Below are 1529 nucleotides of genomic sequence, written 5' to 3' on the forward strand. Positions count from 1 at the left end.
GTATTGCGCCCGAGGATAAAATCAACATGATTCAGTATCAACAAGACGGGAAAACACGGTACAGCATTCCGCCGTTTTCGCCGAACAGTACGTTCCTGCTGGGGACGGATCATCGTGGCTTTGATGTGCTCAGCCTGCTGCTTAATGGATTGAAGTATACGCTGGGCACGACATTAGTTCTAACATTGCTCCGTTTTGTTATTGCGCTGCCTTGGGGATTGTGGAGCGGGACCACCGGCAAAGGGTGGGGCGTTCTAAAGGCGATGCAGTGGGTAGTCGCATCCGTACCGGCTTTTGTGTTTCTATTTCCACCATTAGCTGGGATGTATTTCGGGTTGAGGCTCGATCATTGGGTGAAAGCGGACGCGCACTACAAGCTGCTCTTCTCCGCCACCTTTGTCATTCTCGTCACGTTCATCGGTGTATTTCCGCTAGCTCATCAGATAGCCGAACGAACACGCTATTATAATGATAAATTATTCATTGAAGCATCGCGCTTAATGGGGGGCTCCGTTTTTCATCGCACAGTCCGGCATTTAATCCCTTGCATGAGGAATGAAATGATGTTCATGTTCCTTAGCGAATTCATGCAAGTGCTGTTCCTGTTGGGTCAATTGGCTGTGTTTAACATCGTACTTGGCGGTACGGAAACAATTGGCGACAGTGACGCGGGCTACTCCATTACGATCACAACATCGGGGGAATGGTTATCCCTTATCGCGTATGGCTCTAGATATATTAGGCTGCATCCTTGGATTATTTTGAGCGTAGGAACCAGCTTCGCCCTGTTATTCCTCTCGCTGCAGTTCTTCTTAAGTCAATTGAAGCGCCGCTATGGGGGCGAACGACAATTGATGTAGAAAAGGTCGGGTTCCATCTGCGGATGGAGGCCCGGCCTTTTTGATAGGCAAATCTATTACTGCGGGTTACTGAGTCGGAAATCGAGTCTGGCGGCAACGCCTGCAGGCATTTCTGCGGTGCGCGGTCCGCCAAGGTTGAAGGCGATGATAACGACATCGTTGCGTCCGCGCCTTACAAATCGCCGAATGTCGAAAGTACGGCCAGGGTTGTAGAACGAAGGTGTATTCTGCGGTCCGTCAAAGAGGAGCGGCACACCGTTGATGATGACAACGGCATAATTGTCGACAGATAGGAAGAGTGAGGCGCCGAGAATGGCTCTATTCTGAGCAAGCGTGAATCGTGTCGAAATAATGGCATTCTCACTGTTTAAGTTGCCAGAGTACCAAACATAGTTGGCATTTGCAACGGACACCCAAGCTGGGTCGCGGGGGATGATTTGCGCATTGAACCAGGAATTGTCGGTGCCGATCGAAACCGTGCGCTGGCTCAGAAAGCGGCCTGATCCAGACTTATGGTACTTTCTAAGTTGCGTTCGGTACAGCAGCATGGCTTTGCTTCTTGGCAGACCTGCGCTCTTGGGGAGCCGAACAATTCTGCTCGGTTTTCCAGCCATTCGTTGTTTTGGAATCATTTCTCCATCTCCTATCAACATATGAATATACTTGCTT

General features: G+C 50.0%; 2 protein-coding genes. One reads left to right on the forward strand and one right to left on the reverse strand.

Features of this window, described 5'->3' with window-relative positions; translation table 11 throughout:
* On the forward strand, positions 1-860 hold an 860-nt coding region (locus tag AC1DUA_RS37005; RefSeq protein ID WP_477504469.1), incomplete at its 5' end, for a hypothetical protein.
* A 56-nt stretch (positions 861-916) separates the two neighbouring features.
* Here AC1DUA_RS37005 and AC1DUA_RS37010 read toward each other — a convergent pair.
* Positions 917-1529: hypothetical protein (locus AC1DUA_RS37010; protein WP_477504470.1), on the reverse strand; the 613-nt coding region annotated here is incomplete at its 5' end.

This window comes from Paenibacillus sp. 01T422 (genome assembly GCF_056398785.1).